Consider the following 24,439-nt stretch of genomic DNA (forward strand, 5'->3'; position numbering starts at 1 on the left):
GTCAGTCCTCGTCGGAAAAGCGGGATGATGGTGCGCGCGGATTGCGCAAGCGGCCGATCAGCGCCGAGACCGCTGTGATGTTCATTTCCTCGGGCGACCAGTTCCTCGCCTCGGCAATGTGGTGCGCCGCCAGTTCGCGATGCGTGCTGCCGCTATAGGCGGCATCCTGGTAGGTCACGCGCTCCTGGGTCTTTTTGTCCTCGCGGACATATTCGACCAGATAGTTCGGGGCTTCGGCACGGCCGCGCACGCCGACGCGCACCTGGGCATCGCCATGCGCGCGCTTGCAGCGCTCGAGCTTTTCCAGCACACGGCGGACATATTCGACCGGCTTGTCCAGGCCCGGGACCATGGACGCTATGGTCGCATCGGCATCGATCGGCGTCGGCGGTACGCGCTTGGTGGCCATCAGCGTTTGCCTGCCCGCTTCGGCAGCGCCGCAAGGGCTGCGGCCGCTGCCATGTCGTCGGCTTCCTTTTCCTTGCGCAGTTCGCGCAAGCGCGCGGTCTTGGCTTCGCGAGCCTCGCTGACGGCATCACGCTCGGACAGGATGCGGTTGAGTGACATCGACTGGGTTTGCGTCTTGCTGAACAGCGAGCCGGCCTGGTCGGCAGTCTTGGATTGAGTGGTCAAAACTTTCTCCTGTCGGGAGCCTGGTGCCGATAGAGCGAGAGCGGTCTTCGATTACGACCAAAGCAATACGGCAGCGGGGCAGTATGGGCGGTTCAGATTGCTGGATCGTCCCTTAGCACGTTCCGGCCGGCGTGCGGCGCACTTTTAGCGGCATGACGCACAAAATGAAAAAGGCCAGGCACCGCCTGACCTTCCATGAAAGCGCCGCGCATCCAGTTGGATGCGCAAGGCGCTCCTTTCAGCCTTTCATCGGTGCCAGTACATCCGTGGTCACCGGAAGGCCGAATTCCTTATCAGGCCGCCTTCAACTGGTCGGCGGACATCTTGCCCGACTTGTTGTCGCGGGTCATCTCGTAGCCGAGCTTCTGGCCCTCGACGATGTCACGCATGCCGGCGCGCTCTACGGCCGAGATGTGGACAAAAACGTCGGCGGAGCCGTCGTCAGGCTGAATAAAACCAAAACCTTTGGTGGCGTTGAACCATTTCACTGTGCCGGTGGCCATGAAGAACCCTTTCCCTGGCAAATATTCGTTCACCATCGTGCGACTGCACAACAGCGTTTTGTCTCGATTTTTGATGGGGAAGTTCGTCAAAGGCGCGCATCATGCGCGGATAACAAAAGTCGGTCAAACAAATATCGACATGTTTCTTATAGACTTCTTTTAGCGCCGAGTCAATTTCTGGTTGGCCGGAGCCCAAATTCAACCTGAGGTGCCTGAGGCATAAGCCTCAACTGACGAGGTGGCGGAGCTCGAGGCGTTCCAAAAAATATTCCACGCCCCGGAACCAGTCGCAAGCCGGCGCATTTCCGTGGTGTCAGCAATTCAGAGAGCAATCTCGGTAATGCTGGCAAAAGAACGCCTCCCGCACATTAAACGGTGCGAGAGGCGTTCTTGTAAGTGCCGTTGTCTGACGCAATTCCCAAGGGAAAACCGTTTCACACTTTCCTTAAACTCACGCTGGCGGCCTACAGGATCGCGCTGATCAGCGGCAGGATCTCGTAGTGGAAACCGCGGCCGGAGCTCGACACCGGATCGCCGTCGGTGACCGCTCTTGCCTCGGCTTCGCTGCCGACACGCAGGATCAGCAGACTCCAAGGGCCGGCCGGGTCGGCGACCGGCCCGGCGAGGATCATGGTGCCCTCGGCAAGCTTGCCGCGCAGATAGTCGGCATGCCGGCCCATCAACTCCCTCTCCTCCTCCGTCAGGGTGAAGGCGAAGTCCGGCCGAGGCGGGATCAGCCGGCAGTGGAAGATTGTTGGCGCGGTAGTCTCACGCGGTCCATCATTGCTGGCCATCGGTCACTCACCGTGATGTCATTAGTGGTCCTATTCGTCCGGGCCGGGTTCCGGCCAGGTCTCCTTCGCTGCTTCCGCATACCAGTGCCGCATCGCCGGCGTTGCCAACACGGCGTCGACATAGGCGCGTGTATCCGGCGCCAGTTCGCCGCCATAGGTGTCGAATCGGGTGACAACAGGTGCATACATGGCATCGGCCGCGGTGAAATGACCGAACAGGAAGGGGCCGCCCTTGCCGTATTGTTCCCGGCACTGGCGCCAGATCGTTTCGATGCGCGCGCGCTGCATTTCGCCTTCGGCGTCGAGCGGCTTGTGGGCCTTCGGCCGGCGCAAATTCATCGGCCAGCCATAGCGCACCTCGCGAAAGCCGGAATGCATCTCGGTCGCCACCGAGCGGGCCAGCGCTCGGGCGCCGATATCCTGAGGCCAAAGCTTTTTCTCCGGAAACAGGTCGGCCAGATATTCAAGGATGGCAAGGGTTTCCCAGACAATCCTGCCATTGTGATTCAACACTGGCACAAGGCCGGTGGGCGAGACTTTCGCCAGAGCGGCAAAGGTTTCGGGCGTGCGCAGGCGCACGAAACCTTCCTCGAAAGGGATCTCCAGATGCTTCATCGCCACCCATGGCCTCAGCGACCAGGACGAAAAGCACTTGTTGGCGATGATGAGCGTAAATTCAGCCAAGGCGGTCTCCCCAAAATTTCGTCACACTAGTCACACGATACGACGCGGCAAAGCGTTTCGGCGACCATATAAGCGACCATATGCGACGATGATCGGCCGCCCAGGGAACCTAAGCCAAGCCGGCCCGTTTGCCTCCTGCGAAGGGATCCCCGGAAACCCCAGGAGATGTAAAGATGGTGAACAAGGATCAGGTTGCCGGCGTGGCCAAGCAGGTCAAGGGCTCGGTCAAGGAGGCCGGCGGCAAGGCGACCGGCAACAGGCAGACCCAGGCCGAAGGCACGGCCGACAAGACCGCCGGCAAGGTGCAGAAGGTCTATGGCGACGTGAAGGACAAGATCAAAAAGGCGCTCTGATTCGATCTTGCAGGCAATGAGGAAGGCGGCTCAAGGCCGCCTTTTTCTTGTCAGAGGCTGAGGCTTTTGCTGAAGGCGCTGGTGAACTTGACCTCGCCGTGGTCGCCGGCCGCCTCGCCCAGCACCACGTCCATGCTGTCCCCGGTTACCCTCACCAGCGCGAAGCCACCCAAATAGGCAGCCTTCGGCTTGAACAGGTCGAGGCCATCGCTGTTGTAGATCATCGGCACTTCGTGCTGATGGCCATGGAAGATGGCGATGACATTGTAGCCCTTCAGCGCCGCCAGCATCGCCTGGCGGTCGGCCTCGCTCCACCAATGCGGCGCGCCTGCGCCGTCATCGTCATAGGTGCGCTTGGCCGGGTCCCAGCGCTCGACCGAGAAAGTGTCCCAGCCATAGTGCTGGAACAGGATGACGGGACGGCCATCCGCCGCGTAGGTCGCCAGATCCTGCTTCAGCCACGGCAGGCTGCTCACCGCGCCATGGCCGGTGTCGCCGGCAAAGCGGTGGGTCTGGACGAGATGCAGGCCGCCCCAGTCCCAGGAATAGCAGTCGGTGTCGACATCGTATTCGGTGGCCGGCACCGGGGGCTTGAAGAACACGCCGGGGCGGTGGTTGACCTCGACATAGTCGCGCAGTTCACGCCGATACCAGTCGATATGGGGCGGCGAGCCGTTCTGGTCGAGATCGTGGTTGCCGAGGCCGACATAGACCGGCATGTGCACGCGGTCCGGCCCGACGCCCTGTTGATAGCGCTGGCTGAACTGCAACAGTTGCGTGCCTTCGCTGGGCTCGGTGATCTGGCCGCCGCCATCGTCGGTGATGTCGCCGCCGACAAAGAGGCCGAGCGGCGCATCGATGCGGCTGCCGGCCGAACGCAGGCGGGTTGCAACGCCATCGATCTCGACTGGCCATTGCCGGCCGGCCAAGCCATTGAGAACAGCGACATTGCGCAACAGCGCGGCATCGGTCTTGCCTTCCTCCAGGCAGTTGGGGCTGAGGCCGCTCGACATGCGGCAGGCATGGACATCGGCGATGAACAGAAAGGTGGCGTCGATGGGCTGGATGCGCTTGCCGGTCTGGCCAAGCGCGGCGCGCGGCAGCATACCAGCCATGGCAAGGCCGGCTGCCTGTGCGAGTAAATTGCGACGGGAGAGGACGAGCTCGCGATTCATGACCTGAAATTCAGCACAGCCGGCGCCCCACCGTCCAGTTGCCAGGAATGGCAGGTCGACACGGTACACTGGCTCTGGCATTTCTTGGGTCATGCTGGCGCGCGGCAAATACAAGCACAGGGGGATTTCATGAGAGCCGTTTCGATAGGCGTGGTGCTGGCTGGGTTGCTGCCGGCGGCTGCGGTGCATGCCGCCGATTGTGTCGACGCAAAAACGGCCAAGGCCGGCTTCGTTCTGGAAATGCCTGGCGTCCGCAGCGAGTTTCGGTCGGTGGCCGGCGGCATGGTGTCCGTCGCCAACACCTACGAATCGCAATCGCCGCAGACACAGTTCCTGTTTGCCGGCCTGGTCGAAGTGTTTCGCGACAGCGATACCGGACGGGTGGCGACGATCCCGTTTTCCGATCTGCGAAAACTGTTTCCGCTGAAGACTGGAGCCAAGAGCACGATCGAATTCGTCGAGCTGTCGCCGAACAAGCAGCCGAAGAGCACCAAGACGCTGAGCCTGGTCGTCAAGGGCAAGGAGACGTTCAGTGTCGGCGGCTGCAAATACAACGTGCTGGCGGTCACGGAGACCTTCAAGAACGGCGCCGGCGAAACGCTGGACACATTTACCGCACTTTATGCGCCCGATCTGCAAGCGTCCCTCGCCCGGCGCTACGACGAAGGGACCAGCGCGGAATCGGTGAACGGTTACGAGACGATCAAGCCGCTTTCCAACTAGAACAGCGCAGTTCCGGCCTCAAGGTTTTCCCGGCCGCAGCAGGATCCTGCTACGCCGCTTCGCTCTGCTCGGGAATGGCGGCGTTGAGCTACCCTGAAGTTCGGCCAGGCAATCGCGCAGCACGCTGGCATCCTGTGCCGCCTTGGCCATCGACATGGCGCCGGAATAGGCGGCGATGGCGAGTGCCGCAAAGCGCTCGGGGTCGGTGCCCTGCTCCCTCCCCGACTGCTGGTCGGCTCGCACCTTGTCGGCAACCGCCTGACGCCATCCGGCAAAGATATCGTCCAGAGCGGCGCGGAAATCCGGGTCAGCGAGCGACAGTTCATGCGCCAGATTGTTGAGCGGACAGCCGCGCACGAAGCCTTGCTGCTCAAGCTCGGTCGCCACCGCCTCGAACACCGCGCGCACGCCTTCGCGCGCCGAGCCTGCCGCCCGTACAGGGTTGATCCAGGTTTCATCGAGGGCCGCTGCCACGCGCTCCTCGATCACCGCCAGAGCGAGCGCCTTCTTGGTCGGGAAATGATGATGCAGCGCGCCGCCGCTGACGCCTGCGGTCGTCATCAACTCGCCAAGAGCGGATGCATGATAGCCACGCGCCTGGAACGACGCTTCGGCGATATCGAGCACCTTGTTGCGCAGCCCTTCGGGATCGTTGGTGCGTTTTCGCGGCGGCCCTTTCGGAGCCCGAGCAATCTCTGCTGACATTTGCCAACGATAGCAGATTGACAAAACAGGACAACCGGTCTGTTTTATAAACCGGATGATCATCCTGTTTTTTGGAGACGACACAATGACCGTACCCCTGAATGCGCCTGCGACGGCAAGCCTGCTCGCTTCGCCTGTCGTAGAGTTGCGGCAGTACACGCTGAAGCCGGGCCGGCGCGAGACGCTGATCGACATCTTCGACAGTCGGTTCATCGAAGGCCAGGAACACGCCGGCATGACCATCATCGGTCAATTCCGCGACCTCGACCGCCCCGACATATTCGTCTGGCTGCGCAGCTTCGATGGCATGGAAGCGCGGAAGCAGGCGCTCACCGCCTTCTATGACGGGCCGGTGTGGACGGCGCACCGCGACGCCGCCAATGCGACGATGATCGATTCCGACGATGTGCTGCTCTTGAAGCCGGCATGGCCAGGCGCCGGCTTCGATCTGTCAGGCGCGCAGCGAGGCGCCATGCCGGCGGATGGAAAGCTGAGAGCAGACAATCGCTTGACCGGTGTTGTTGTCATCCAGATTCATCATCTGCGGTCTGGCGCCGAAGCCGATTTCGCCGGCAATTTCGACACATATGCCCTTCCGGTCCTTATCGGCGCCGGCGGACGGTTGCTTGGCGCCTTCATCACCGAGCACGCCGAAAACAGCTTTCCCCGCCTGCCGGTGCGCTTGAGCGAAGACGTCTTTATCGCGGTGACGGGTTTCAACAGTCCCGAGGCGCATGCCAATTACGAAGCCGCAGTTGCCGCTTCGCCCCAATGGCAAGCGGCCGATGTGACCTGGCGGACCGAAACCTTGCGCCTGACGCCGACGTCGCAGTCGCTGCTGCGGTAACCGGATCGGCACGCGGCCAACCGAAGTTCATACTGAGCGATAGGCCGGCGGCTTGACCGCCCTCGCCGATCGGCATTGCCTTCGTGACGCGGGCAACAGCGAGAGCATTCGATGCGACTTGGCCTTCAATGAGACTTTCTGGCAAGCGAGCACTGGTGACCGGCGGCTCGGACGGCATCGGCCTGGCGATATCGGAAGCTTTCTTGCGCGAGGGCGCCGACGTGCTGATCGTCGGTCGCGACACCAGCAAGCTCGAGACCGCCCGCGAGACACTTGCGGCGGCGGGCAACGTCGGCACCCAGTCGGCCGATCTCTCGACCTCTTCCGGCATCGATGCCGTGGTCGATCGCGCGAAAGCAACCGGCCCACTCGACATCCTCGTCAACAATGCCGGCGTCGCTTATCTGGTGCCTTTCGAGACCGTCACCGAGCACCAATTCCAGCAATCCTTCGCGCTCAATGTGACGGCGGCGTTCTTCCTTACCCAGCGGCTGCTGCTGCATCTCGGCGCCAACGCCTCCGTCATCAACATCTCGTCCTACTTCGCCGACAAGATGATCCCGAAGCGGCCGTCGAGCCTGTATTCCTTGTCCAAGGGCGCGCTGAATTCGCTGACCAAGTCGCTGGCCTTCGAGCTTGGTCCGGGCGGCATCAGGGTCAATGCGATTGCGCCCGGCACGGTCGATACCGCCATGCGGCGCAAGTCGATCGACAACCTGCCGGCGGCAGCGCAGGCCGAGCTGAAAACCTATGTCGAGCGCAGCTACCCGCTCGGCCGCATCGGCCAGACCAGCGATCTTCCGGCATCGCCGTCTATCTCGCCAGCGACGAGGCGGCGTGGACCAGCGGCGGCATTTTCGCGATCGATGGCGGGTATACGGCGGGGTGACCGTTTGGACGGCCCTCTGCCTCGAACAAGCGGGCACTTGACCAAACTTCCGATACCGCGTCTGTCTGCAGATTGAGCAATGCTTCAGACATTCGTGGTGCCATGCTGTCTATCGATCCACTGATCCTCTTCTACACAACGTTCTTCAGCAAACCCGTCGATATCGCGTCGATACAGTGCGAAATGCCCGGGCGGTGGACACTGGACAAACGACGGATTTCCGAGGCCGCGGCAGTCGTCTTCCATATTCCGAACTTTCGCGAAGTTGGCGATGCCTACAAATACCCTGGTCAATATTGGGTCGCCTGGTCGATGGAATGCGGCCAAAACTACAAGCGACTTGCTGACCCCAAAATCATGCGGCACTTCGATATCATCATGACGCATGAATCCCGGTCCGATGTCTGGGTACCCTACCTTCCGCGTGCGGTGTGGTGGAAAGATGCGCTGGCCAGACCAATCGTGCCGAAAACGGAAGAAGCGCCGGTCGCACTCTTCCAGTCGGCCGGCCTGAATTATAGCGGCCGTGTCGATTTGGCGAACGAACTGGCGCGCCACATCAAGATCGATTCTTATGGCCGATATCGCAACAACCGATCGGTCTCTGGCCCCGATCTGGGCTCGAAGACCAAGATCGAAACCATTGCGCGGCACAAATTCTGCCTGGCCATGGAGAACTCGATCGAGGCCGACTATGTCACCGAGAAAATCTATGACGCGTTCATGGCGGGCACGGTGCCGATCTACCTTGGCGCTCCCAATGTGGACGAGTTCGTTCCGGAGCACTCCTTTATTGACGCCAGTGCCTTCGCCAGCGCCAGCGATCTTGCAGCCTATCTCCAGCACCTGATCGCAACGCCGCAAGACTACGAGGCTTATTTCGACTGGCGCTCAAAGCCATTGCCCGACAACCTCGTCAAACGGGTGCAATCATTGGAAACACCCGCGTTCTGCAGACTGATGAGCGTCGTGCGCCAGCGTCTGGAGGCGCGGACAAGCAAGCCTTCCGGACGGCGAACACTTCCGTTCGGCTATAGATCCTATCTCAGGACAAAGCTGCGCCGTTGGAGGAAAAAGGTTCCGAGCTGACGGTCCGCGATCAGGCGCGCTTTCAGCAAAATACGGAGAACAAAGAGCGTCTCTTGCGACGTCGAGACGGCTTCGACCTTGCCGCCATGCATCTTGGAAATCTCCGAGGCTATGTGGAGGCGCTCCCAGGGTGGACTTGAAATTCTCGGTTTCGCGATCCGAAGCTCGATCCGGATGCGATGCCGGATTTTGGTCGGGAAACTGAACAGAAGGACAAGTGCATAAGCTACCTCATCGCTGCTGTTGCCAGTGAGACGCCGGCACGGATGGTAGTTTGTGTGGCAGTGTCGCTCGTAGGTAGAGTAGGTAGACATGAATTGCGCATTGCTGATCCTGGGGGAAGTTTGCGTAGAGCAATCCGCCAGCTCGACATGATCTTATCGAGCTAAATCCGCAAGTTTCCGTCCACTTCATGGGATCAAGCCGCACTGAGGAGCAATTTCCTTCACACGAAAGTGGAGGGTGCAGGATCCCGAAGGCCGGCGCTACTGCTTCAACCGATTTACTGCCTGCCGGCCGCAATCTCTGCTTGAAGGCCATTGTGCAACGCGATACGCCGTTGCCGAATTCGATCGTCGGAGAGATAAGTGACCGCTGCCAGTACCAGAACCGAAACCGACACGTTCGGCCCCATCGAGGTTGCCGCCGACCGTTACTGGGGCGCGCAGGCGCAGCGTTCCCTCGGCAATTTCAGGATAGGCTGGGAAAAGCAGCCGGCCTCGATCGTGCGTGCGCTCGGCATCGTCAAGCGAGCGGCGGCGGAAGCCAATATGGAGTTGAAGCGGCTCGATCCGGCAGTCGGCAAGGCGATCATCGAGGCGGCGCAAGAGGTGATCGACGGCAAGCTGAACGATCATTTCCCGCTGGTCGTCTGGCAGACCGGCTCGGGCACGCAGTCCAACATGAACGCCAACGAGGTGATCTCCAACCGGGCGATCGAACTTCTGGGCGGCGTCATGGGCTCGAAGAAGCCGGTGCACCCTAACGACCACGTCAATATGAGCCAGTCGTCGAACGACACCTACCCGACAGCCATGCACATCGCGTGCGCCGAGCGCATCGTGCACGATCTGCTGCCGGCGCTGAAGCATCTGCACGCTGCGCTCGAGGTCAAGACGAAGGCCTTCGCCCACATCATCAAGATCGGCCGCACCCATACGCAGGACGCGACACCCCTCACGCTGGGCCAGGAATTTTCCGGCTACGCCGCGCAGGTGGCCTCTTCGATCAAGCGCATCGAGATGACGCTGCCCGGCCTGCAGGAACTGGCGCAGGGCGGCACCGCCGTCGGCACCGGCCTCAACGCGCCGGTCGGCTTTGCGGAAAAGGTGGCGGCGCGCATCGCCGAAATCACCGGCATTGCCTTCGTCACCGCGCCGAACAAGTTCGAGGCGCTCGCCGCGCACGATTCCATGGTGTTCTCGCATGGCGCCATCAACGCGGCGGCCGCCGCCCTCTTCAAGATCGCCAACGACATCCGCTTCCTCGGCTCCGGCCCGCGCTCGGGCCTCGGCGAACTGTCGCTGCCGGAAAACGAGCCGGGTTCCTCGATCATGCCTGGCAAGGTCAACCCGACGCAGTGCGAGGCTCTGACGCAGGTCTGCGTGCAGGTGTTCGGCAACAACGCCTCGCTGACCTTCGCCGGCAGCCAAGGTCATTTCGAGCTCAACGTCTACAACCCGCTGATGGCCTACAACTTCCTGCAGTCGGTGCAGTTGCTGGCCGACGCCTCGATCTCCTTCACCGACAATTGCGTCGTCGGTATCGAGGCTCGCGAAGACAACATCAAAGCCGCGCTTGACCGCTCGCTGATGCTGGTGACGGCGCTGGCGCCGACGATCGGGTACGACAATGCCGCCAAGATCGCCAAGACCGCGCACAAGAAGGGCACCACCTTGCGCGAGGAAGCACTGGCTACTGGGCTGGTCAGCGAGGCAGACTACGACCGCCTGGTACGGCCCGAAGACATGACGCATCCGGGTTAAAGCGATTCCAGGGAAAGTGCCTTGCGTTTCCTCGGGAAGCGCGCAGCCCTTCCTCTTGGGAATTGCGTCAACTAGAAATCCGAATCGTGTGGCGGGACAATTTGCTCCCGCCGCTGCTGGCAGCGACAAGAATTTTGCGTCGGTCGAACGATCCCGAAATGTACGTGCTGTGAACAATGTGTCGCCGGACTGGCGGCTTTGGTGAACAGTCGGCTTGGTCTATCTGACGAGGCATCAACCCTTTTTCGGAGAGCCACCATGTCCATCAACACTTCCGCTGCCGGCGCCGGCATCGCGTCCAACAGCTCCACCACCGTCCTGCTCGGCCGCATCCTGCTCGCCGCCATCTTCCTGCTTTCCGGCTTCGGCAAGCTCACCGCCATTTCCGGCACCGCCGGCTATTTCGGCGCCATGGGCCTGCCGGTGCCGACCATAACGGCCATTGTCGTCGGCGTGATCGAATTGCTCGGCGGCCTTGCCGTGCTCGTTGGCTTTCAGACCCGCATCGCCGCCTGGGTGCTCGCGGTCTTCACCATCGCCTCGGCCTTTGTCGCCCATACCGGCTGGGCCGACCAGAACCAGATGATCCATTTCCTGAAGAACGTCGCCATCACCGGCGGCTTCCTGCTGCTGGCTTCCTCAGGCCCTGGCACCTACTCGATCGACGCCAAGCGCGGCTGAGCTTTCCCTTCCCAAGCCTGAAAAAAGCGGCGTGGAATTTTCCACGCCGCTTTTTCGTTGTCTGCCCAAGCGCACGCTCGACCCATCCCTGCTAGGATCGGTCTCGAAACAGCCGGCGGACAGACAACGGAGATGACCATGCCCCGCGATGCATTGCTTCTGATTTCCCGGCTGCTGCTCGCCGTCCTGCTCGTTCCCTCCGGCTACCACGCGCTCGCCGACATTGCCGGGACGACCGGCTATTTCGCCGGCCTCGGCATGCCATTGCCGATGCTTGCCGCCTGGGGCACCGGGCTGTTCGAGTTGATTGCCGGTCTCTTGATACTGGTCGGCTTTCAGACGCCGGTCGTTGCGATACTTCTTGCCGCTTTCTGCATCGTTGCAGGCTCCATCGGCCACTACGGCCAGGGCGGCGATGACCCGATGCTCACCTTCCTGCACCAGCAGATGCTGATGAAGGATATTGCTATCGCCGGTGGATTCCTGGCGCTAGCCATGGCCGGCGCCGGGGCCTTGTCGATCGACGGGCGCCGCGCCGCGGTCTGATATCGTCAAATATCGTCCCAGGTTGATCCCTCGCCGAGGCAGGTCGACCCCCACTCCGTCTCGGCTCCGCCGAGCCACCTCTCCCCCGATCGACGGGGTAGAGGAAGGGCTCGAGCCTATTGCCGCCAACGCTTTCCAACGAGGCTCCCTTCCTTTCCCTCCGGAGGGGGAGGTGGCGGTGCGAAGCAGCGACGGATTGAGGAAGCCGGTCCTCGAACGCGAGGCCGACGACGACATGGTTTTGCTGTCAGGCCGCGCCTACTTCACCGACACGCTCTGCCCACCCTCGACCGCCAGCACCAGCCGGCGGTTGGTGATCCGCGCCAGTTGCGCCAGCCGTCCGGCCGGGCGTTCGCCGTAAAGATCGGAAAGTGAGGCCGGCAGCACCAGCGCCAACGTGCCATTGCCGCGGTTTTCCCATTTCAGCCGCGGCATGACGCCGGGCATGGCCGCAGTCAGCAGATAGACGACGCGCAGCACCGCCGCCAGGATGCGGGCTCGCTCGAGATAGCGCGGCGTCGCCAGGCCGCGGATTTCCGGCGCCGCATCGTTGAACACGCCTTCGTGGCGGAACAGGCCGACCAGCGCCAGGAAGGCACGGCCGGGGTGATCGACGCCAATGAAGGAGGCGTGGGCAATGATGTTGAGCGACTGCTTGCCGCGATATTCCGGGTGTGCGCGCCAGCCTATATCGGCCAGCAGACAGGCAGCGTGGCGATAGCGCGCCTCATCCTCCGTCTCGTCGATGCCGAAGGCGGCAAAGGTCTTGTCCGTCCATTCGACAAGCTCATGCGCATGGGTGACCGAGCGCGACCGCAGCCGCGCCAGTTCCTCCGAAGCGGAGACCAGCGGATCGGCCTTCTGCTCGGCCGGGTCGAGCAGCGAATAGAGAAAGCCTTCGCGCACTCCCAATGCCGAGACGATGATCTTCGACGGCTGCATCGCCGCCATGATCTCCTGCAGCACGACCGCGCCATAGGGCAGCAGTGAACGGCGGTTCTTCGACACGCCTTCGATGCCCTTGACCTTCTCGATCTCGCCTTTCGCCACCTGCTTCAGGAAATTGGCGGCGCTGTCGACACCGATCTCATAGTGGTGCATGACGCCAAGCGGGTAGTTGGTCATTTCCATGTGCAGCCGGGCAAGGTTTCGCCAGGTGCCGCCAACGGCGTAGAAGGGCCGTCCCTGCCCGCCCTTCAACATTTTGGCGCGCGCCAGTTCGTCGCGGGTGATCTTTGCCGCCTGGGCGAGCGAATTCCTGGCCATGTCCTGCAGCCGCAGGCCACCCAACGGCAGCGTGATGCCGTCGCCGATCGCCTCGCCATTGATGTCGATAAGCTCCAGGCTGCCGCCGCCAAGATCGCCGGCAATGCCATCGGCGGGGTGGAAGCCCGAAATGACGCCAAGCGCCGAATAATGGGCCTCCTGCCGGCCAGTGAGCACGCGGATCTCGGTCTTGAGCACATCCTGGGCGCGATGGATGAAGTCGGGTCCGTTGATCGCTTCGCGGGCCGCGGCCGTTGCCAGCACAAACATGTGCTCCGCACCCGCCTGGTCGGAGAGCGCGCGGAAACGGCGGAACTCCTCCATCGAGCGCGTCACCGCCTCGGGGTCGAGCTTGCCGGTCGAAACGATGCCGCGGCCGAGGCCGGCCAGCATCTTTTCGTTGAACAGCAAGGTCGGCGAGCGCGCCAACCCTTCATAGACGACAAGGCGGATCGAGTTCGAGCCGATGTCGATGATGGACAGCGGCCGGCGATCCTGCAGCCGGCCTTGGGACGTTGAAATCATCAGCCGGTGTTCTTCTTGCGACGCTTGAACTGCGCGATGCGCTTGGGCGCATGCGACTTCAGCGCGTCACCCCGTCCCGACAGGCTCGGATTGGTCATGAAATATTCCTGCGCGTTGAACGGTTCCTCACCCTCCTCCAGCACGACGCGCCGGGAGGTTCCGTCAGCCAATACGTCGAAACTTTGCTGGTTGTCCATGATGTTGCCCAGCATGATCTGGCCAAGGATCTGTTCATGCACCGTTGGATTGGTGATCGGCACCATGGTCTCGACGCGGCGGTCGAGATTACGTGGCATCAAGTCGGCCGAGGCGATGTAGACGATCGCCTCGTCCGACGGCAGGCCATGGCCGTTGCCGAAGCAATAGATGCGGCTGTGTTCGAGGAAGCGGCCGACGATCGACTTGACCCTGATGTTTTCCGACAGGCCGGGCACATGCGGCCGCAGGCAGCAGATGCCGCGCACGACGAGATCGATCTCGACGCCGGCACGGCTGGCGTCATAGAGCGCGTCGATGATGTTGGGGTCGACGAGCGCGTTCATCTTCATCCAGATGCGCGCCGGACGGCCAGCCAGCGCGTAGGCGACCTCGTCGGCAATGTGCTTGAGGATACGGCTGCGCAGCGTAAACGGCGAGATGGCGATCCGCATCTCATCCGTCGGCTCGGCATAGCCGGTGATGAAGTTGAACAGCTGGGCGACATCGCGCGCGATCGTCGGATCGGTGGTGAAGAAGGACAGGTCGGTGTAGATGCGCGCGGTCACCGGATGGTAGTTGCCGGTGCCGAGATGGACATAGTTGCGCAGCTTGCCGTCCTCGCGCCGCACCACAAGCGACATTTTCGCATGGGTTTTGAGTTCGAGGAAGCCGAACACGACCTGGACGCCGGCGCGTTCGAGGTCGCGCGCCCAGCGGATGTTGGCTTCCTCGTCAAAGCGCGCCTTGAGCTCGACCAGGGCGGTTACCGATTTGCCGGCCTCGGCCGCGTCGACCAAGGCGCGCACGATCGGGCTGTCGTTGGAGGTGCGGTAGAGCGTCTGCTTGATCGCCACCACCTCCGGGTCGGCCATCGCCTGGCGCAGGAACTGGACCACCACGTCAAAGGATTCATAGGGGTGGTGGACGACGATGTCCTTCTCGCGGATGGCCGCGAAACAGTCGCCGCCATGCTCGCGAATGCGCTCGGGAAAGCGTGGATTGTAGGGGGTGAACTTCAGGTCGTCGCGCGGCACGGCGACGATCTCGGAAATCTGGCTGAGCGCCAGCGGGCCGGTCAGAACGCTGATGCGGCTCGAAGAGACGCCAAGCTCGCCGGCGACGAACTCGCGCAATTCGCCGGGCATCGACTTGTCGAATTCGATGCGGATGACCGAACCGCGGCGGCGCCGCTTCAGCGCCGTCTCGAACAGGCGCACGAGATCTTCCGACTCTTCCTCGACCTCGATATCGCTGTCCCGGATGATGCGGAACGTGCCGGAACCCTTGACCTCATAGCCGGGGAACAGCTTGCCGATATAGAGGCCGACAGCCTCCTCCAACGGAATGAAGCGAACGTGCTGCTTGCGGTCGGGCAGACGGATGAAGCGCTTCAGCGCCACCGGCAGGCGCAGAAGCGCGCTCATCTCCTCGCCATTCTTGCGATGGCGCAATTGCAGCGCCATCGAGAAGCCGAGATTGGGAATGAACGGAAACGGATGCGCCGGGTCGATCGACAGTGGAGTCAGCACCGGGAAAACCTGGTCCTGGAAATGGTCTTCCAGCCAGACTTTTTCATCCTTGGTCAGTGCGTCGCGGGTGATGCTCTCAATGCCTTCCTTGTTGAGCAGCAACATCAGCGCCGAAAGGCTGTTCTGCTGGTCCTCCTGCAGCCGCTCGACCTCGCGCAGCAATTGTTCCAGCTGCTGCTCCGGCGTGCGGCCGTCGGGGCTCTTGAGCGCAATGCCTTCGCGCACCTGGCCCGCAAGGCCGGCGACGCGGACCATGAAGAATTCATCGAGATTGGCGGCCGAAATCGACAGGAAACGGACGCGTTCGAGCAGCGGATGGTGCTCGTTCTGCGATTCCTCGAGCACACGCCGGTTGAACTGCAGCCAGGAGAACTCACGGTTGACGAACCTATCGGGGTTGCCGCCGTCGGGGCTCGCCACCTCGACATTGATGAATTCGCTCTGCACCGGCTTCAGTTCGTTCATGGTTCCTGCTCTTCCCCGCCAACCGTCCCTTGGAGCGCCGCTGGACGTGCCATGCCTCTAACACGCTTTTGTAACGCATGACCCTTCGGCGAAAACCATTCCGATTTCAGGGACATGCACTTAACCGGCTCACCGTATCCTCTGACAGGCTTTTGCGACAGTTTCATTTCATCGATCTTGCAAACAGGCCTGTTATGTTCCAGATGCTTTTCGACGAGATCAAGGAGACGACGATGGCAGGCGGTTCCATTCCCCATTTCCAGAACGATGCGGGCCATCCGGCAATCGACATCGGCGTCAAGGAATTCATGTGCACCGGCGCCAACCCGCCCTTCGACCACCCACATGTGTTCCTCGACATGGGCGACGACAATGAAAAGGTCTGCCCGTATTGCTCGACGCTCTACCGCTATTCGGCGAAGCTGAGGGCGACGGAAACGCTGCCGGCTGGTTGCCTTTATATCGACCAGGCCGCCTGATCCTTCCGCGACAAGCCCGATGGAAGACATAAGGTCCCGGCAGGTCATAATCGCCGGGGCCGGCATCGCCGGGCTGACCGCCGCCCTTGCCTTCGCCGGACGGGGTTATCCGGTAAAGCTTATCGAACAGGCACAGCACCTAGAAGCGGCCGGCGCCGGCATCCAGCTTTCGCCCAACGCAACACGCATTCTTCGAAAACTCGGCGCGCTCGACCGGCTGTTGCCGGCAGCGTTGCGGTCGGAAGCGGTCGTGCTCAAGGACGCCCGGACGCTGCGCGAACTGGCGCGGGTACCGCTCGGGCACGCCGCCGAAGCGCGCTGGCAGGCGCCCTATCTTGTCGCCCATCGCGCAGATGTGCAGGCAGCGCTGTTGGCGCAAATGGCTGAACGGCCGCAGATTGAGCTCATCACCGGCGCCCGCGTGACCGGCATCGTCAAAGACGCGCAATATGTCGCCGTGACCGCCGAAGTGGACGGCCGCGAGATCGAGGCACGCGGCAAACTGCTGGTCGGCGCCGACGGCGTCTGGTCGGCGGTCAGGGCGCAACTCGCAGGCGAGGACTTCGTCAAAAGCCGTTTTTCGGGCGAACTCGCCTGGCGAGTCACGATCGCGGCCGAGAGCGCCTCCGGCGAAGCCTTTGTCGCGATCGGCGCCGCCGACTGCGTCACCACGTTCCTGCATCCAGGCTTCCACATGGTCGCCTATCCCGTCAGCAAAGGCCGGGCCTTCAATCTCGCCGCCTTCACCAAGGGCGAGCGCATGGCCGAAGGTTGGTCGGACCATGCCGATCCCGCGATCCTCACGGCTGCCCTGCGCGGCACCGCGCCGGGCCTGACGAAGCTTGTGGCACTGGCCGGCCCATGGACGGCCTTTCCGATCCACACCGTCGAACAACAGCGGTGGACGAGCCCGCAGGGCATCGCGCTGATCGGCGACGCCGCGCATGCGATGACGCCGTTTGCCGCACAGGGCGCGGCAATGGCGATCGAAGATGCCATCACGCTTGCCGACGCTATCGCCGATTTCCCTGGCGATCTGCCCAGAAGTTTTCAAATCTGGGAAAATCTTCGGCGGCCGCGTGTCGCCAAGGCCGCGCGTCGTGGGGCCGTAAACCGCCTCGCCTGGCATGCTGCCGGCCCGGTGGCAATCGCCCGCAATCTGTTCCTGGCCATGCGCTCGCCCGACAAGCTCGCCGCCGACCTCGACTGGCTCTATGGATGGCGAGCGGACGCTCGGCAGTCTAGATCGTCGACTTAGCGATCCTTCCCACCGCCCTCTGTCCTGCCGGACATCTCCCCCGCAAGGGGGGAGATTGGATGTCGCCGTCGCCTTCGCCAAAATCGCCGGCGTCGCAGCAGGAGCGCCGCGGGCAAAACGGCTGATCTCCCCCCTTGCGGGGGCGATGGCCGGCAGGCCAGAGGGGGGTGCTGTCCCGCTGACTTCAAAAGATCCAACACTGTCGCGGTGCGATGAAGGACTGCTAGTTATAAAACCGCATCGACAAGCCCAGCGAGGCCGGCAGCGGGTTCCACCAGCCGGTGCGCAGGCCGGCGGTGCGCAGGCCGGCGGCTGTCCAGGTGTTACAGCCGACAAGCGCGTTGAAATGGCCGTTCGCCTCGAAGAAGCGGTCGAAGCTGGAATAGGCGGCGTTCTCGATGACGACCGGACCATGCGGCCCTTGCTGGAAACTCGCGTCGATATAGTCGAGCAGCGCTGCAAAACGTTCCTCATCGATGTCGAAACCGGTGACAGCAGGGTGCGGCTCGGCGATGGCCCCGGCGATATCGACATGCATGACCGAGGCGTCCAGTGTCAGCGCCTTGAGGACGGGCACTGCTTTCAGCTGCGACCAGCTCGGCGTCTCCAGATAGAAGGCCCGGCCGCCCCAGCCAAAGACGATGTAGCTCACTTCCGGGGCGTCGACAGGGATGCCGGCAGCGACCAGGAAATGGAAGCGCCGGCGCACCTCGTCATCGACGGGAATGGCGATGTCGGTGTGGATCGGATTCTCCAGCACCAGAATATGGCGCGTGCCCTCACCCGCCGCTGACGCCGGCCACAGCGGACGCGGCACCAGCGTGCCGAGCGTGGCAGCGAGCGCGACCACGATAATCAGCATGGCCACGAAACGCAGGGCTTTTCTCATGCGGCGGCGGCTTTGTGTTTCAATGGAGAAGATCAACCCCGACCCCAGATAGCAAAAGAGCCCGGCCGCATTACGGCCGGGCTCTTTTGGTTCGCATGAAAATGCTCAGTGCAGGATCTGCGACAGAAACAGCTTCGTGCGCTCGTGGCGCGGATGGTCGAAGAACTCGGCCGGCGTGTTCTGTTCGACGATCTGGCCCTGATCCATGAAGATCACCCGGTTGGCGACCTTGCGGGCAAAGCCCATTTCGTGAGTGACGCACAGCATGGTCATGCCTTCCTCGGCCAGGCCCACCATCGTCTCCAGCACTTCCTTGATCATTTCTGGATCGAGCGCCGAGGTCGGCTCATCGAACAGCATGATGCGCGGGTTCATGCACAGCGAACGCGCGATCGCCACGCGCTGCTGCTGGCCGCCCGACAGCTGGCCCGGATATTTGTTGGCCTGTTCGGGGATCTTGACGCGCTTGAGGAAGTGCATCGCGATTTCCTCGGCCTGCTTCTTCGGCGTCTTGCGCACCCAGATCGGCGCCAGCGTGCAGTTCTCCAGGATGGTCAGATGCGGGAACAGGTTGAAGTGCTGGAACACCATGCCGACCTCGCGGCGCACCTCGTCGATCTTCTTGAGATCGTTGGTGAGTTCCTTGCCGTCGACGATGATCTTGCCCTTCTGGTGCTCTTCCAGCCGGTTGATGCAGCGGATCATGGTCGACTTGCCCGAGCCCGAAGGACCGCAGATGACGATGCGCTCGCCGCGCATCACCTTGAGGTTGATGTCCTTCAGCACATGGAACTCGCCATACCATTTGTGCATGCCGATGATGTCGATTGCGACATCGGTGGTCGAGATGTGCATCTTCTTGGCATCGACCTTGATCTCTTCGGCGCTGACGGCGTTTTCTATGACCATGGCAGGTTCCCCTTTTTTGTTTTTAACGTTTGTGGCCGGTGTCCAGCCGGCGTTCCGTATACATCGAATAGCGCGACATGCCGAAGCAGAACAGCCAGAAGACGAAGGCAGCGAAAATCAGGCCGGACTTGGTGGTCTGCGGCGTCGCCCAGTTGGGATCGGAGAAGTTCTGCTTGACGACACCGAGCAGGTCGAACATCGAGATGATGATAACCAGGCTTGTGTCTTTCAACATGCCGATGAAGGTGTTGACGATGCCGGGTATGACCAGCTTCAGCGCTTGCGGCAGCACGATAAGGTTCATCTTCTGCCAGTAACCGAGACCAAGCGAATCCGCACCCTCATACTGGCCCTTGGGGATCGCCTGCAGACCGCCGCGCACCACCTCCGCCATGTAGGCGGCGGCAAACAACGAGAAGCCGATCAGCGCCCTGAGGAACTTGTCGAACGAAACGCCGGGGGGCAGGAACAGCGGCAGCATGACGCTGGCAAAGAACAGGACGGTGATCAGCGGGATGCCGCGAACGAATTCGATGAAGATAACGCACAGCATCTTGACTATCGGCATCTTCGAGCGCCGACCGAGCGCCAGCACGATGCCGAACGGCAGCGACACTGCAATGCCGACGAAGGCCAGGCTGAGCGTCACCAGCAGGCCGCCCCATAGCTGCGTCTCCACATGCGGCAGGCCGAACATGCCGCCGACCAGCAGCACGAAAGCGACGATCGGCAGCACCAGGAAAAGCAGGATCGCGTTCAGCCCCTTGCGCGGCACGCGCGGGATCAGCAGCGGCACCAGCAGCGCCACGAACAGTATGGCGACCAGGATCGGCCGCCAGCGCTCCTCAATAGGATAGCGGCCGAGCATGAATTGGCCGAACTTGGCGTTGACGAACGCCCAGCAAGCGCCGGACCAGCCATCCGGCTGAACGCCGCCTTGCGCCGCCGTGGCGCATACCGAGCGATCGGACCCTACCCACTGGGCGCTGATGAAGGCCCAGTTGATGATTGGCGGCAGGATCATCACCACCAGTGCGATGCCCAGTACGGTCAGGATGGTGTCGCCCACCGAACCGATCAGGTTCTTGCGGACCCAGGCGATAGGCCCCCGCACGCCGGCCGGCGCCTGTTGCGCCAGTGCCATTTCGGTCCGCACCCAAGCGGTATCATGTTCCTGCATGGCCTTACCTCTCCACCAGCGCCATCCTGGCGTTGACCACATTCATGACCGCCGACGTCACCAGGCTGATGACGAGATAGACGACCATCATGATCAGCACGTTTTCGACCGCCTGCCCCGTCTGGTTGAGCACTGTGCCGGCGGTCGCCGTCAGGTCCGGGTAAGCAATAGCGATGGCCAGCGACGAGTTCTTGGTCAGGTTCAAATACTGGCTGGTCAGCGGCGGGATGACGATGCGCATGGCTTGCGGCACGACGACTAGCCGCAGGATCGATCCCGGCCGCAGCCCCAGAGCGCCAGCCGCTTCCGACTGGCCCTTCGAGACGCCGAGAATGCCGGCACGCACGATCTCGGCGATGAAGGAGGCTGTGTAGCAGGACAGCGCCAGATAGAGCGACAGGAATTCCGGCCCGATGTGGAAACCGCCGGCCAGGTTGAAGGTCGATTGCTTCGGAAAATCGAAGGTCAGGGGAAAGCCGCTCAGCGCATAGGCCAGAATCGGCAGGCCGACGATCAGCGCCAGGGACGTCCAGAATACGGGAAACTGCTGACCGGTCGCCATCTGCCGCTGGCGCGCCGTGCGGGCGACGAACCATGCCATGGCGATGCCGACAAGCAAGGCGACAAAGATCAGCCAGGAGCCATCACCCCAGATGGCACGAGGAAGATAGAAGCCGCGCTGGTTGAGAAACGAGCCGAATGGCAGGTTGATGCTTTCACGCACCACGGGCAAGACCGCCAGCACGCCCGAATACCAGAAGAAGATCACCAGCAGCGGCGGGATGTTGCGGAAAATCTCGACATAGACCGTGCAGATCTTGCGGATCAGCCAGTTGTGCGACAAGCGGCCGATGCCGACGATGAAGCCGATGATGGTTGCGGTGATGATGCCGGCAACGGCGACGATGAGGGTGTTGATCAGCCCGACGACAATGGCTTTGCCATAGGTGTCGTCCGAGTTGTAGGGGATGGCGCTGACCGAGATATCGAAGCCGGCACGGCTTTTCAGGTAGCCGAACCCGGAAGAAATGTGCAGGCGCTGCAGATTGTCGATGACGTTGTGGACAATCCACCAGACGCTCGCCACCAGCAAGACGACAACCACCGCCTGGAAGACAACTCCACGGACTTTTGGATCGTTGATGAAGGAACCGCGGCTCGGCTCCTCGCGTAGGACTTCCTGCGACGCCATTGCCCATCCCCTGCAAAAAGAAACCGGAAGGCAGACAATCTGCCTTCCGGATCGCATTTCGATCAGCGGATCGGTGGCGCGTATTGCAGGCCGCCCTTGGTCCACAGCGCATTGATGCCGCGCGCGATCTTCAGCGGGCTGCCGGTGCCGACATTGCGCTCGAACATCTCACCGTAATTGCCGACTGCCTTGACGATGTTGACGACCCAGTCATTGCTAACGCCGAGATCGGTGCCGATCTTGGTTTCGGGTTCCTGGCCGAGCACGCGCTTGATCTCCGGGTTGTCCGAGGTCTTCATCTCGTCGACATTGGCCTGGGTGATGCCCAGTTCCTCTGCCTGCAGCAGCGCGAAATAGGTCCACTTGACAATGTGGTACCACTGGTCGTCCCCCTGGCGCACGGCCGGGCCGAGCGGTTCCTTGGAGATGATCTCGGGCAACACGACATGGTCGGCCGGCGCGCTGAGCGTCAGGCGGATGCCGTAGAGACCCGACTGGTCGGTGGTGTAGACATCGCAACGGCCCGCGTCATAGGCGGCGTTGACCTCTTCAAGCTTTTCGAAGACGACCGGGTTGTACTCCATCTTGTTCGCCTTGAAGTAGTCGGCGAGGTTGAGCTCGGTCGTGGTGCCGCTCTGCACGCAGACTGCCGCACCCGAAAGCTGCAGCGCCGAATTGACGCCCGGCAGCTTCTTGGCGTTGATCATGAAGCCCTGGCCGTCATAATAGGTGACGCCGACGAAGTTCAGGCCAAGTGCCGTATCGCGATTGATGGTCCAGGTGGTGTTGCGCGACAGGATGTCGACTTCGCCCGACTGCAGCGCGGTGAAGCGCTCCTTGGCGCTGAGCGGCGTGAACTTGACCTTGGTGCCGTCGCCGAAGACGGCGGCCGCGACCGCGCGGCAGAAATCCACATCGATGCCTTTCCATTCACCCTTGTCGTCAGGCGCAGCGAAGCCGGCAAGACCTGTGTTGGTACCGCACTGGATGAAGCCTTTCGCCTTGACGTCGTCGAGCGTGCTCGCCGACGCGGCCGAAGCCATCCATCCAAGCGCAGCGGCGCCGAGAATGCCAATTGCAATGTGTTTCATAACCCACAGACCCTTTTCTGTTTTCAGGTAAACCCTGATCCTCAGGCAAATCCTGATCTTTTCCCGCGTGAACCCGGCTCCCATCCGGCTCATTCCCGGAACCCCGCGTCGTAACCGACGCCCGGCCCCTCCCATTCACGAACTGCATCGAAGGCGATTATCTCTTTGAGGTCAAGGGAAATGACCGTTTCACGACAGCTTTGAAAACCAATTGCCGCAAATGCCTGAATTGCAGACAACAGCATCAGGAAAGCAGCGAGCCCCGCAAATAAAACCGGCAAAGTCCGTCGACGCTAATCCACATCCACTCATGAAATCCGCGGCTCTGGATCGCCACGCATTCCAGACTATTCATGGGGGAATTGGCCTATGCAAAGGGCACCGCCTGGCGGGCGCCCGCTGTTGCACGGCCAATGCCGCCGCTCTATGGCTAGCGCTTTCACCACAAGGCGAAGAGCAATGGCGACTGACGGCAACGAAATGGGTAGAAACACGCGGCTTGCCCATTCGGGCAACAATCCGCACGACTATTTCGGCTTCGTCAATCCGCCGATCGTGCATGCCTCGACCGTGCTCTATCCCAATGCGTCGGCGATGGCGGCTCGCAGCCAGAAATACACCTATGGCACACGCGGCACGCCGACCACCGATGCGTTGGCGCATGCGATCGACGCGCTGGAAGGCTCCGCCGGCACCATAATCGTGCCGTCGGGCCTGGCGGCGGTGACCGTCCCGTTGCTGGCGTTTCTCTCGGCAGGCGATCACATCCTGATTGTCGATTCCGTCTACCATCCGACCCGCAATTTCGCCGACACGATGCTGAAGCGGCTGGGTGTCGAGGTCGAGTATTACGCTCCGCATGCCGGCGCCGGCATCGCCAGCTTGATCAAGCCGAACACCAAAGTCGTGTTTACGGAATCACCGGCCTCCAACACCTTCGAGGTGCAGGACGTTCCGGCGATCGCCAAGGCCGCGCATGAAACGGGCGCCATCGTCATGATGGACAACACCTGGGCAACGCCGCTCTATTTCCGCCCGCTCGACCACGGCGTCGATATCTCGATCCATGCGGCGACGAAATATCCGGCCGGGCATTCGGACGTGCTGCTGGGCACAGTGTCTGCCAATGCCAACTGCTGGAAGCAGCTTTGCGAGACGTTCTACACGATGGGCTGCTGCGCCGGCCCCGACGACGTCTACCAAGTCCTGCGCGGCCTGCGCACGATGGGCGTTCGGCTGGATCACCATCAAAAGAGCGCGCTTGCCATTGCCGTCTGGCTTGAAGGCCAGCCCGGCGTGGCCCGCGTGCTGCACCCGGCGCTCCCCAGCCACCCCGACCACGCGGTGTGGAAGCGTGATTTTTCCGGCTCGAGCGGCATCTTTTCCATCGTGCTCAAAGGCGGCGGCCAGAGACAGCAGCATGCCTTCCTCGATGCGTTGAAAATCTTCGGTCTCGGCTATTCCTGGGGCGGCTATGAGAGCCTTGCCGTGCCGGTCTTCCTCGGCGACCGTACCGTCGCCAAGGGCCCCTATGACGGCCCGCTGATCCGGCTGCAGATCGGGCTCGAGGATGTCGAGGACCTCAAGGCCGATATCCTGCGCGGGCTGGAAGCGGCCGCTGCGGCATGACACCAGCAAACTTGCCAAGCTGATTCCGCTAGCCGGCTTAACCCGTTGAAAGGATTGGCGAGCGACTTTCGTAGGACGATCGACCTCGCAAAGCCGCTCATCGGTCAACCAAGCGCAATGTTATTTCCCCAACGCGCGCATTTTCGGATCGGTTTGACTTTCAAAATCGTCGGTCCAACGCCATTGCAGGCGCTGCGCGCACAATTCCAGCCGGACTGAGCT

26 protein-coding genes are annotated in these 24,439 nt (G+C 62.0%); 11 read left to right on the top strand and 15 right to left on the bottom strand.

Annotated features, from left to right (window positions below):
• Window position 1 precedes the first annotated feature (1 nt).
• The 5 genes from NKJ64_RS17100 to NKJ64_RS17120 all read right to left on the bottom strand — a co-directional run bounded on the left by NKJ64_RS17100 (window position 2) and on the right by NKJ64_RS17120 (window position 2,614).
• Window positions 2–409 carry a hypothetical protein gene (locus tag NKJ64_RS17100; RefSeq protein ID WP_023671504.1) on the bottom strand — a complete coding sequence of 136 codons (408 nt, stop codon included), beginning with the start codon at window positions 407–409 and terminating at the stop codon, window positions 2–4.
• Window positions 409–633: a hypothetical protein gene (locus tag NKJ64_RS17105; RefSeq protein WP_023671503.1), complete on the bottom strand. Its 225-nt coding sequence runs from the start codon at window positions 631–633 to the stop codon at window positions 409–411. Before NKJ64_RS17105 ends, NKJ64_RS17100 begins: the two co-directional genes overlap by 1 nt.
• A 293-nt stretch (window positions 634–926) precedes the next feature.
• The gene (locus NKJ64_RS17110; RefSeq protein ID WP_023671502.1) at window positions 927–1,136 is read right to left on the bottom strand and encodes a cold-shock protein; all 210 of its coding nucleotides are present in this window, start codon (window positions 1,134–1,136) and stop codon (window positions 927–929) included.
• A 464-nt stretch (window positions 1,137–1,600) separates the two neighbouring features.
• On the bottom strand, window positions 1,601–1,930 hold the full coding sequence (locus NKJ64_RS17115) for a YciI family protein (RefSeq protein ID WP_023715194.1): 330 nt from the start codon (window positions 1,928–1,930) through the stop codon (window positions 1,601–1,603).
• Between the two features lie 30 nt (window positions 1,931–1,960).
• Window positions 1,961–2,614 carry a glutathione S-transferase family protein gene (locus NKJ64_RS17120; RefSeq protein ID WP_023821198.1) on the bottom strand — a complete coding sequence of 218 codons (654 nt, stop codon included), beginning with the start codon at window positions 2,612–2,614 and terminating at the stop codon, window positions 1,961–1,963.
• 173 nt (window positions 2,615–2,787) lie between these two features.
• Here NKJ64_RS17120 and NKJ64_RS17125 point away from each other — a divergent pair, with 173 nt between their 5' ends.
• On the top strand, window positions 2,788–2,967 hold the full coding sequence (locus tag NKJ64_RS17125) for a CsbD family protein (RefSeq protein WP_023671498.1): 180 nt from the start codon (window positions 2,788–2,790) through the stop codon (window positions 2,965–2,967).
• Window positions 2,968–3,017: 50 nt separating this feature from the next.
• Here the strand turns inward: NKJ64_RS17125 and NKJ64_RS17130 are convergent, their stop codons facing one another.
• Window positions 3,018–4,142, bottom strand: a complete 1,125-nt coding sequence (locus tag NKJ64_RS17130; RefSeq protein ID WP_352463012.1) for a metallophosphoesterase — start codon at window positions 4,140–4,142, stop codon at window positions 3,018–3,020.
• Window positions 4,143–4,271: 129 nt separating this feature from the next.
• Here NKJ64_RS17130 and NKJ64_RS17135 point away from each other — a divergent pair, with 129 nt between their 5' ends.
• Complete coding sequence (locus NKJ64_RS17135; RefSeq protein WP_352463013.1) at window positions 4,272–4,865, top strand: hypothetical protein; 594 nt, start codon at window positions 4,272–4,274, stop codon at window positions 4,863–4,865.
• 18 nt (window positions 4,866–4,883) lie between these two features.
• Here the strand turns inward: NKJ64_RS17135 and NKJ64_RS17140 are convergent, their stop codons facing one another.
• Window positions 4,884–5,570 carry a TetR/AcrR family transcriptional regulator gene (locus tag NKJ64_RS17140; RefSeq protein WP_023755902.1) on the bottom strand — a complete coding sequence of 229 codons (687 nt, stop codon included), beginning with the start codon at window positions 5,568–5,570 and terminating at the stop codon, window positions 4,884–4,886.
• Window positions 5,571–5,655: 85 nt separating this feature from the next.
• On the opposite strand from NKJ64_RS17140, the gene NKJ64_RS17145 reads away from it, so the two are divergent.
• The 6 genes from NKJ64_RS17145 (at window position 5,656) to NKJ64_RS17170 (ending at window position 11,607) form a co-directional block, all read left to right on the top strand.
• Window positions 5,656–6,417, top strand: coding sequence for an NIPSNAP family protein (locus NKJ64_RS17145; RefSeq protein ID WP_023756413.1), 762 nt, complete (start codon window positions 5,656–5,658; stop codon window positions 6,415–6,417).
• 128 nt (window positions 6,418–6,545) lie between these two features.
• Window positions 6,546–7,382: an SDR family NAD(P)-dependent oxidoreductase gene (locus tag NKJ64_RS17150; RefSeq protein WP_245270241.1), complete on the top strand. Its 837-nt coding sequence runs from the start codon at window positions 6,546–6,548 to the stop codon at window positions 7,380–7,382.
• A 26-nt stretch (window positions 7,383–7,408) separates the two neighbouring features.
• Window positions 7,409–8,395 carry a glycosyltransferase family 10 domain-containing protein gene (locus NKJ64_RS17155; RefSeq protein WP_023828897.1) on the top strand — a complete coding sequence of 329 codons (987 nt, stop codon included), beginning with the start codon at window positions 7,409–7,411 and terminating at the stop codon, window positions 8,393–8,395.
• A gap of 587 nt (window positions 8,396–8,982) precedes the next feature.
• The gene (gene fumC, locus NKJ64_RS17160) at window positions 8,983–10,380 is read left to right on the top strand and encodes a class II fumarate hydratase (RefSeq protein WP_023828896.1); all 1,398 of its coding nucleotides are present in this window, start codon (window positions 8,983–8,985) and stop codon (window positions 10,378–10,380) included.
• 258 nt (window positions 10,381–10,638) lie between these two features.
• Entirely contained in the window at window positions 10,639–11,061 is a 423-nt protein-coding gene (locus NKJ64_RS17165) for a DoxX family protein (RefSeq protein ID WP_023827233.1), read from the top strand.
• Between the two features lie 138 nt (window positions 11,062–11,199).
• Window positions 11,200–11,607, top strand: coding sequence for a DoxX family protein (locus NKJ64_RS17170; RefSeq protein ID WP_023828895.1), 408 nt, complete (start codon window positions 11,200–11,202; stop codon window positions 11,605–11,607).
• A 258-nt stretch (window positions 11,608–11,865) separates the two neighbouring features.
• On the opposite strand, the gene ppx is transcribed toward NKJ64_RS17170, so the two are convergent.
• Both ppx and NKJ64_RS17180 read right to left on the bottom strand, forming a co-directional pair.
• Entirely contained in the window at window positions 11,866–13,398 is a 1,533-nt protein-coding gene (gene ppx, locus NKJ64_RS17175) for an exopolyphosphatase (protein WP_023827231.1), read from the bottom strand.
• Complete coding sequence (locus tag NKJ64_RS17180; protein ID WP_023827230.1) at window positions 13,398–15,590, bottom strand: RNA degradosome polyphosphate kinase; 2,193 nt, start codon at window positions 15,588–15,590, stop codon at window positions 13,398–13,400. The genes ppx and NKJ64_RS17180 overlap by 1 nt, the downstream gene beginning before the upstream one ends.
• A 233-nt stretch (window positions 15,591–15,823) precedes the next feature.
• On the opposite strand from NKJ64_RS17180, the gene NKJ64_RS17185 reads away from it, so the two are divergent.
• Together NKJ64_RS17185 and NKJ64_RS17190 are read left to right on the top strand one after the other, a co-directional pair.
• Complete coding sequence (locus NKJ64_RS17185; protein ID WP_023705697.1) at window positions 15,824–16,069, top strand: zinc-finger domain-containing protein; 246 nt, start codon at window positions 15,824–15,826, stop codon at window positions 16,067–16,069.
• A gap of 19 nt (window positions 16,070–16,088) precedes the next feature.
• Window positions 16,089–17,327 (top strand): FAD-dependent monooxygenase, encoded by a 1,239-nt coding sequence (locus NKJ64_RS17190; protein ID WP_352463014.1) that lies wholly within the window; start codon window positions 16,089–16,091, stop codon window positions 17,325–17,327.
• Window positions 17,328–17,550: 223 nt separating this feature from the next.
• On the opposite strand, the gene NKJ64_RS17195 is transcribed toward NKJ64_RS17190, so the two are convergent.
• The 6 genes from NKJ64_RS17195 to NKJ64_RS17220 all read right to left on the bottom strand — a co-directional run bounded on the left by NKJ64_RS17195 (window position 17,551) and on the right by NKJ64_RS17220 (window position 22,869).
• Window positions 17,551–18,216, bottom strand: coding sequence for a TIGR02117 family protein (locus NKJ64_RS17195; RefSeq protein WP_023820019.1), 666 nt, complete (start codon window positions 18,214–18,216; stop codon window positions 17,551–17,553).
• Between the two features lie 105 nt (window positions 18,217–18,321).
• Entirely contained in the window at window positions 18,322–19,125 is an 804-nt protein-coding gene (locus NKJ64_RS17200; protein WP_023671483.1) for an amino acid ABC transporter ATP-binding protein, read from the bottom strand.
• A gap of 22 nt (window positions 19,126–19,147) precedes the next feature.
• Window positions 19,148–20,305 (bottom strand): amino acid ABC transporter permease, encoded by a 1,158-nt coding sequence (locus NKJ64_RS17205; protein ID WP_023684325.1) that lies wholly within the window; start codon window positions 20,303–20,305, stop codon window positions 19,148–19,150.
• A 4-nt stretch (window positions 20,306–20,309) separates the two neighbouring features.
• Complete coding sequence (locus NKJ64_RS17210) at window positions 20,310–21,497, bottom strand: amino acid ABC transporter permease (protein ID WP_023684326.1); 1,188 nt, start codon at window positions 21,495–21,497, stop codon at window positions 20,310–20,312.
• 62 nt (window positions 21,498–21,559) lie between these two features.
• Window positions 21,560–22,588: an amino acid ABC transporter substrate-binding protein gene (locus tag NKJ64_RS17215; RefSeq protein WP_023684327.1), complete on the bottom strand. Its 1,029-nt coding sequence runs from the start codon at window positions 22,586–22,588 to the stop codon at window positions 21,560–21,562.
• An 89-nt stretch (window positions 22,589–22,677) separates the two neighbouring features.
• Window positions 22,678–22,869, bottom strand: a complete 192-nt coding sequence (locus tag NKJ64_RS17220; protein WP_352463015.1) for a hypothetical protein — start codon at window positions 22,867–22,869, stop codon at window positions 22,678–22,680.
• Between the two features lie 178 nt (window positions 22,870–23,047).
• Here NKJ64_RS17220 and NKJ64_RS17225 point away from each other — a divergent pair, with 178 nt between their 5' ends.
• A complete protein-coding gene (locus NKJ64_RS17225) occupies window positions 23,048–24,217 on the top strand; it encodes a cystathionine beta-lyase (protein ID WP_023820021.1) in 1,170 nt (389 codons plus the stop codon).
• The last annotated feature ends 222 nt before the right edge of the window (window positions 24,218–24,439 follow it).

Source organism: Mesorhizobium sp. M0062 (assembly GCF_040323125.1).
Taxonomy (GTDB): Bacteria; Pseudomonadota; Alphaproteobacteria; order Rhizobiales; family Rhizobiaceae; genus Mesorhizobium.